The organism is Arthrobacter sp. 05T47 (assembly GCF_056395825.1).
Window position 1 is genome coordinate 21,017 of the sequence record NZ_JBFTKG010000042.1, and the last position, 7,594, is coordinate 28,610.

6 protein-coding genes are annotated in these 7,594 nt (G+C 67.1%); 5 read left to right on the forward strand and 1 reads right to left on the reverse strand.

Annotated elements, in window-relative coordinates:
- Positions 1-92 precede the first annotated feature (92 nt).
- The 4 genes from thrS (at position 93) to pdxS (ending at position 4,508) form a co-directional block, all read left to right on the forward strand.
- Positions 93-2,102 carry a threonine--tRNA ligase gene (gene thrS / locus AC1DEY_RS20340; protein WP_476869549.1) on the forward strand — a complete coding sequence of 670 codons (2,010 nt, stop codon included), beginning with the start codon at positions 93-95 and terminating at the stop codon, positions 2,100-2,102.
- Between the two features lie 19 nt (positions 2,103-2,121).
- A complete protein-coding gene (locus tag AC1DEY_RS20345) occupies positions 2,122-2,742 on the forward strand; it encodes an HIT family protein (RefSeq protein WP_476869550.1) in 621 nt (206 codons plus the stop codon).
- Entirely contained in the window at positions 2,735-3,373 is a 639-nt protein-coding gene (pgsA, locus tag AC1DEY_RS20350; RefSeq protein WP_476869551.1) for a phosphatidylinositol phosphate synthase, read from the forward strand. The genes AC1DEY_RS20345 and pgsA overlap by 8 nt, the downstream gene beginning before the upstream one ends.
- A 208-nt stretch (positions 3,374-3,581) precedes the next feature.
- Positions 3,582-4,508, forward strand: a complete 927-nt coding sequence (pdxS, locus tag AC1DEY_RS20355; protein WP_476869552.1) for a pyridoxal 5'-phosphate synthase lyase subunit PdxS — start codon at positions 3,582-3,584, stop codon at positions 4,506-4,508.
- 226 nt (positions 4,509-4,734) lie between these two features.
- On the opposite strand, the gene AC1DEY_RS20360 is transcribed toward pdxS, so the two are convergent.
- Positions 4,735-6,747, reverse strand: coding sequence for a M3 family metallopeptidase (locus tag AC1DEY_RS20360; protein ID WP_476869553.1), 2,013 nt, complete (start codon positions 6,745-6,747; stop codon positions 4,735-4,737).
- Positions 6,748-6,875: 128 nt separating this feature from the next.
- Between AC1DEY_RS20360 and AC1DEY_RS20365 the strand changes: the two genes are divergently transcribed.
- The coding region (locus AC1DEY_RS20365) for an alpha/beta fold hydrolase (protein WP_476869554.1) at positions 6,876-7,594 on the forward strand (719 nt) is incomplete at its 3' end.

Sequence of the window (7,594 nt, forward strand, 5' to 3'; positions counted from 1 at the left end):
GGCCCCTTCGTAAACAGATAGCATGGACAAGGCTGGCTGTGGTCCCCGTACGCCACAAGCTACGAAGCCTTAACTTTGAATAGGAGACACCCGTGTCAGATGCCCAGCAGATCACCATTCTCGTCGACGGCGAAGAGACCAAGGTGACTACCGGGACCACCGGCGCGGAACTCTTCTTTGAGCGCCGCGACGTCGTTGTGGCCCGCGTTAACGGCGAGTTGAAGGACCTGGACCAGCCCCTTCCCGAGGACGCCGCGGTCGAGGGCGTCACCATCGACTCCCCGGACGGGCTGAACGTCCTGCGCCACTCCACGGCCCACGTCATGGCCCAGGCCGTGCAGCAGCTGCGCCCCGACGCGAAGCTCGGCATCGGCCCCTACATCACGGACGGCTTCTACTTCGACTTCGACGTCGCCGAACCGTTCACCCCGGAAGACCTGAAGACCCTGGAAAAGATGATGCTGAAGATCATCAACCAGAACCAGAAGTTCGTGCGCCGCGTGGTTTCCGAGGACGAGGCCCGCGAGGCCATGAAGGACGAGCCCTACAAGCTCGAACTCCTGGGCAAGAAGAACGAGGCCGCCGACGTCGGAGAGGGCGTCAACGTCGAGGTCGGCGCCGGCGACATCACCATCTACGACAACGTGGACCGCAAGAGCGGCGACAGCCTCTGGTGCGACCTGTGCCGCGGCCCGCACCTGCCGAACACCAAGATGATCTCCAACGCCTTCGCCCTGACCCGGTCCTCGGCCGCCTACTGGCTGGGCARCCAGAACAACCAGCAGCTGCAGCGCATCTACGGCACCGCCTGGCCCACCAAGGATGCGCTCAAGGCCTACCAGGAGCGGATTGCCGAGGCCGAGCGCCGCGACCACCGCAAGCTCGGCGCGGAGCTGGACCTGTTCTCCTTCCCGGACGAGCTCGGCTCCGGCCTGCCGGTGTTCCACCCCAAGGGCGGCATCATCCGCAAGGCCATGGAGGACTACTCCCGGCAGCGCCACGTGGATGCCGGCTACGACTTCGTCTACACCCCGCACATCACCAAGGGCCACCTCTACGAAGTCTCCGGCCACCTGGACTGGTACAAGGAGGGCATGTTCCCGGCGATGCACATCGACGCGGAGCTGAACGAGGACGGCACGGTCCGCAAGCCCGGCCAGGACTACTACCTCAAGCCGATGAACTGCCCCATGCACAACCTGATCTTCCGGTCCCGGGGACGGTCCTACCGCGAACTGCCGCTGCGGCTCTTCGAGTTCGGCTCGGTCTACCGCTACGAGAAGTCCGGCGTGGTGCACGGCCTGACCCGCGTCCGGGGCATGACCCAGGACGACGCCCACATTTACTGCACCCGCGAGCAGATGAAGGATGAGCTCACCACCACCCTGAACTTCGTCCTCGGCCTGCTCAAAGACTACGGCCTGGACGACTTCTACCTCGAGCTCTCCACCAAGAACGAGGACAAGTTCGTCGGCGACGACGCCACGTGGGAGGAAGCCACCCGCACCCTCGCCGAGGTGGCCGAGGCCTCCGGGCTTGAACTCGTCCCGGATCCGGGCGGAGCCGCGTTCTACGGCCCCAAGATTTCCGTCCAGACCAAGGATGCACTCGGCCGCACCTGGCAGATGTCCACCATCCAGCTGGACTTCAACCTGCCCGAACGCTTCGAGCTCGAGTTCCAGGCCGCCGACGGCACCCGGCAGCGGCCCGTAATGATCCACCGCGCCCTGTTCGGCTCCGTGGAGCGCTTCATGGGCGTGCTGACCGAGCACTACGCCGGSGCSTTCCCGGCCTGGCTGGCYCCCGTGCAGGTGGTRGGCATYCCSGTGGCGGAGGCCTTCAACGACTACATGTTCGACGTCGTSGRCCAGCTCAAGGCSGCCGGSATCCGGGCCGAGGTGGAYATTTCCTCGGACCGGTTCCCGAAGAAGATCCGCACGGCCAGCAAGGACAAGATCCCGTTCGTGCTGATCGCCGGCGGAGACGACGCCGAGGCCGGAGCCGTGTCCTTCCGGTTCCGCGACGGCAGCCAGGACAAYGGCGTGCCCGTGGCCGAGGCCGTCCAGCGGATTGTCGACGCTGTCCGGAACCGGACCAGCTAGGCAGACGGAAGGGCAGCGCGTGCAGGATTCCACAGGGGCCGGGCCGGAGTATCCGGGCGACCACGCCGTGACGGACGACTTCGGCCTGGCCGGGGTCCCGGACGCTTTCCAGCGCCTGTGGACCCCGCACCGGATGGCGTACATCAAGGGCGGCCAGCAGCAGTTCAAGAACCCGGACGACTGCCCGTTCTGTGCTGCCCCGGACCGGGCGGACGAGGAGTCCCTGATCGTGTACCGGGGAAGGACCAGCTACGTGGTGCTGAACCTCTTCCCGTACAACCCGGGACACCTGCTKGTCTGCCCCTACCGGCACATCCCCGACTACACGGAYCTCACCGTCGAGGAAACGGCGGAATTCGCCGAACTGACCCAGACGGCCATGCGGGTGCTGCGCAAGGTCGCCAACCCCTCCGGTTTCAACCTGGGCATGAACCAGGGCGTCACCGGCGGGGCCGGCATCGCCGGGCACCTGCACCAGCACGTGGTGCCCCGCTGGGGCGGGGACGGAAATTTCTTCCCCATCATCGCCCAGACCAAGGCGATCACSCARACCCTCGGMGAGGTTCGCCAGCAGGTCGCCGACGCCTGGCCSCAGGAWATGCCAGCGCCGCAGGAAACAGCCGGGGAGAAGGATGCTTAACAGGCACGCCCGGGGGTTCTTCACCGCCCTGTTCTCCCCGGTTGCCCGCTGGCTGCTGCGGATCGGRGTGTCTCCGGACGCCGTGACGGTGGTCGGSACGCTCGGCGTGGTGATCGGCGCCCTGGTGTTCTACCCTCTCGGGCAGCTCTGGTGGGGGACSCTGTTCATCACGGCGTTCATTTTCTCCGACGTCATTGACGGCATCATGGCSCGGATGCAGCACCGCGGCGGCCGGTGGGGCAACTTCCTGGACTCCACCCTGGACCGCGTCGCCGACGGCGCCCTGTTCGCCGGCCTCGCCGTGTGGTTCTTCACCGGCGGYGCCAACSCGCCCATCGCCATCGCYGCCATCGTCTGCCTCGTACTGGGCATGGTGGTCTCCTACGCKCGGGCCAAGGCCGAAGCCCTGGGCTTTCACGCCAACGTCGGCATCGCCGAGCGSGCCGAGCGGCTCGTRTCCGTGCTGGTGGTCACCGGATTCACGGGACTCGGCCTGCCCGTCGTCGTACTYTTCGTGACGCTGTGCCTMCTCGCGGCSGCMAGCCTGGTGACAGTRATCCAGCGCATYGTGACCGTCCACCGCCAGTCTCTGGAGGAACCCGAGGGCACCACCCCGGAACGGGCCGGCTGACCGCGCCGCAGGCCCCTYYKGYGGACRCGCGGAACGCCCGGCACTGCGCGGRATTCGGCTGCTGTAACCCGAATTCTGCGGCGCCCCGGCCGGGGGATAGTATTAGCYTTACCGGCCAATGGATCCGGTAATCCGGTGTGTGCGAGACACGGCATGAACGTGCCGTCCGCGCCCCGGCGAGGTCATCTATCTACCCATAGGGGTTTTTGTGTCTACACCTGATGTAAGCAGCGAAGCCGGCGCGTCCGCGAAGAACGTCACGGGCAGCARCCGCGTCAAGCGCGGCATGGCTGAGATGCTCAAGGGCGGCGTCATCATGGACGTCGTCAACGCCGAGCAGGCCCGCATCGCCGAAGACGCCGGTGCCGTGGCCGTGATGGCTCTGGAACGCGTTCCGGCCGATATCCGCGCGCAGGGCGGCGTGTCCCGCATGTCCGATCCGGACATGATCGACAAGATCATCGCCGCTGTGTCCGTGCCCGTCATGGCCAAGGCCCGGATCGGCCACTTCGTCGAGGCGCAGGTCCTGCAGTCCCTCGGCGTGGACTACATCGACGAGTCCGAGGTCCTGACCCCGGCCGACTACACCAACCACATCGACAAGTGGAAGTTCACCGTTCCCTTCGTCTGCGGTGCGACCAACCTCGGTGAGGCGCTGCGCCGCATCAACGAGGGCGCGGCGATGATCCGGTCCAAGGGYGAGGCCGGCACCGGCGATGTCTCCAACGCCACCACGCACATGCGCCAGATCCGYGCCGAGATCCTCAAGCTCTCTTCCCTGCCCGAGGACGAGCTCTACGTCGCGGCCAAGGAACTGCAGGCCCCGTAYGAACTGGTCAAGGAAGTTGCCGCGACCGGCAAGCTCCCGGTGGTGCTGTTCACCGCCGGCGGCATCGCCACCCCGGCCGACGCCGCGATGATGATGCAGCTCGGCGCCGACGGCGTGTTCGTCGGCTCCGGCATCTTCAAGTCCGGCAACCCGGCCCAGCGTGCCGCCGCCGTCGTGAAGGCCACCACCTTCTACGACGACCCGGACGAGATCGCCAAGGCCTCSCGCGGCCTGGGCGAGGCCATGGTCGGCATCAACGTCGACGAGATCCCGCAGCCSCACCGCCTSGCCGAGCGCGGCTGGTAGCACCAGGCGACAATCGCGCCTAACCTGCTTGGCTTAATAAGTGAGGCTGCAGAGGCTCCATAAGCGAGGCGCCTCGGCGCCGAGTTTGTGGAGAAGCAGTCGAACGCGACGGCGGCGAGTCACCCTTTCTTTGGTGACTCGCCGCCGTCGTCGTTTCCCCGTCGATTGCTCCGTAACTGCCCTTATCAGGCTCCTAAAGGGCGTCTRCGGAGCAATCGATGAAGGGTTAGTCCAGRCCGCGGCGCTTCAGCAGCGGTCCGAGGTCGGCGTCCCGGCCCCGGAAGGTCCGGAATGACTCCAGCGGGTCCCGGCTGTTGCCCCGCGAAAGCAGCTCGGCGCGGAAGAAGTCGCCGTTGGCGCGGCTGAGGCCTCCGTTGTCCTTGAACCATTCGACRGTGTCGGCGTCCAGGACCTCGCTCCAGATGTAGGAGTAGTAGCCGGCGGCGTACCAGCCGCCCGCGAAGATGTGCTGGAAGTACCCGGTGCGGTAGCGCGGCGGGATCAGGCTGTGCGCCACGCCGGCCGCTGCCAGGGCTTTCGCCTCGAACTCGACCGCGTCCTCGGGGATATCGGAGCCGTCCAGGACATGCCACGCCAGGTCCAGCAGGGCCGCGCCGAGGTATTCGGTGGTGGCGAAGCCTTCGCCCCAGAGCTGCGCGGCGGTGAGTTTGTCCACCGTTTCCTGCGGCAGGGCCTCTCCGGTGGCATGGTGCCGGGCATAGTTGGCCAGGACCTCGGGCCACATGATCCACATTTCGTTGACCTGCGACGGGTACTCCACGAAGTCCCGCGGCACGTTGGTACCGGAGAACCGMGGATACGTGACGGCCGAAAACAGSCCGTGCAGGGCGTGGCCGAACTCGTGGAAGGTGGTGCGGAGTTCGTCCAGGGTCAGCAGCGTGGGCTCGCCCGCCGGCGGCTTGGAGATGTTCAGGTTGTTGATCACCACCGGTCGGGTGTTCAGCAGCCCGGACTGTTCGACGAGGGAATTCATCCAYGCCCCGCCCCGCTTCGTGTCGCGGGTGTAGTAGTCGCCCAGGAACAGGCCCAGGTCCGTGCCGTCCGAATTTKTCACTTCCCAGACCCGCACGTCCGGGTGGTAGCCGTCGAGGTCTGCGCGTTCGTGGAACGTGATCCCGTASAGRGCGTTCGCCGCGAAGAACACACCATCATTCAGGACCCGGTCCAGCTCGAAGTAGGGGCGCAGGGCCTGCTCGTCCACCGCATACCGCTCGCGCTTGACCTGGGCAGAGTAGTACGCCCAGTCCCAGGCCTCGAGCGGGTGGCCGGCRGCCTTGGCCAGCGCCTCCGCCTCGGCGTCGGCGTTGCGGACGGCGGCCGGGGCMAGCCGGCTCATCATGGCCTGGACCGCTTGGAAGTCCGGTGCCGTCTGCCGGTCCACACTGAGCTCGGCGAAGTTCGCGAACCCCAGAAGGGTGGCYTTCTCRGCGCGGAGCCGGACCATGTCCTTGACCAAATCGAGAACATCGAGGCTGCCGCCGTCGCTGCCGCGGCCGATCGAGGCCTCGTAGAGCCGCCGGCGGACATCCCGGTTCGCCAGGGCGGCCATGGCCGGCTGGTTGCTTGGCTGGATCAGGGTCAGCAGGAACTTGCCCTCGTGCCCGGCGGTGCGGGCAGCCTCGGCGGCACTGGCGACGTCGTCGGCGGGCAGCCCGGTGAGGTCGGTGGCGTCGTCCAGCAGGAGGGCGGCGGACTTCATGCCTTCCTTGACCCGCTGCCCGAACTCGGTGCCGAGCCGGGAAAGCTCGGCGTTGACGTCCTTGAGCCGTTCCTGCCCGGCGTCGTCCAGCTGGATGCCCGAGGCACGGAACTCCTTGAGGTATTCCTCCACGAGCCGTGCGGACTCYGCGTCCAGGACGGCGGTGTCCAGGGCCGCGAAGCGCTCGTAGAGGCCCCGGTTGAGGTAGACGGCGTCCTGATGGGCGGCAAAGAGCGGGGACAGCCGGGTCTCGAGCTCCTGGATGGCATCGGAGGCGTCCGCGGAAACGAGCGTGAAGAAGGACGCGGCGGCCTGTTCCAGGAGCCGGCCGGAGCGTTCCATGGCCAGGGCAGTGTTCTCGAAGGAGGGGGCCTCGGGGTCGTCCACRATGGCCTGGATTTCGGCGAGATGCCCGGCCAGGCCCGCCTCAACGGCCTCGGCGTAGTGCGCATCCACTATGTCCGCGAAGGGAGGCAGTCCGTAGGGCAGGGTGCTGGGGCTCAGGAGGGGATTGGTCATGAAGTGACTCTTTCATGCACGGCCCGGGTTCTCAACGATCACTTCGGTGTTTTGTGATGGCGCCGGTTTGTGATGGCGCCACCGTAGGATGGGGAACCTGCTGGATTCCGGGGACCGTAGGAGGGCATATGGAAGCGGAGCACATGGAGACGGAGCTCATGGAGACATTGAACGAACGGCGCCGGGCTGTCACCGTGCCCGGCGCGGAGCTGGCCGTCTACGAGTTTGGACCGGAACCGGGCCCGGAGGTATCAAGCCTGCTCTTGGTGCACGGCTACCCGGACGATCACCGGGTGTTCCTTCCGGCCATCCGCGAACTCGCCCGGACCCATCACGTGGTGGCCTATGACACGCGGAACGCGGGCGCCTCTGCCGTCCACGGCCCGGGCGGGGACTACTCCATGAAAGCCCTGGTCGACGATGCCTTCGCCGTACTGGCCGGGGTGGGCGCCACGGCTGTCCACCTGGTGGGGCACGACTGGGGGTCGATCCAGGGCTGGGCCGTCGTCCAGGACCCCAGGGCAGGCGGCCGGATCGCCCGGTACACCAGCATTTCCGGCCCCGACCTGGGACATTTCTCCCGCTGGATCCGTGGACGCGTCCGGACGCCTGGGGCCTGGCAGCAGGTTGCCGGCCAACTGCTGCGCAGCTGGTACATCGGCGCGTTCCTCGTCCCCGTCCTGCCGGAAGCCGCCTGGCGGCTGATCCTCACCCGGCGCTACGAGAAGACGGCCAAGCGCGACGTCGGCAACGATCCGGTCCGCGGCCTGGCCCTGTACCGAAGCAACTTCCGGATCGACTTCCGCGGCCGGCGCACCCGGCCCGCCCCGGGCCGGGTGACCGTGCC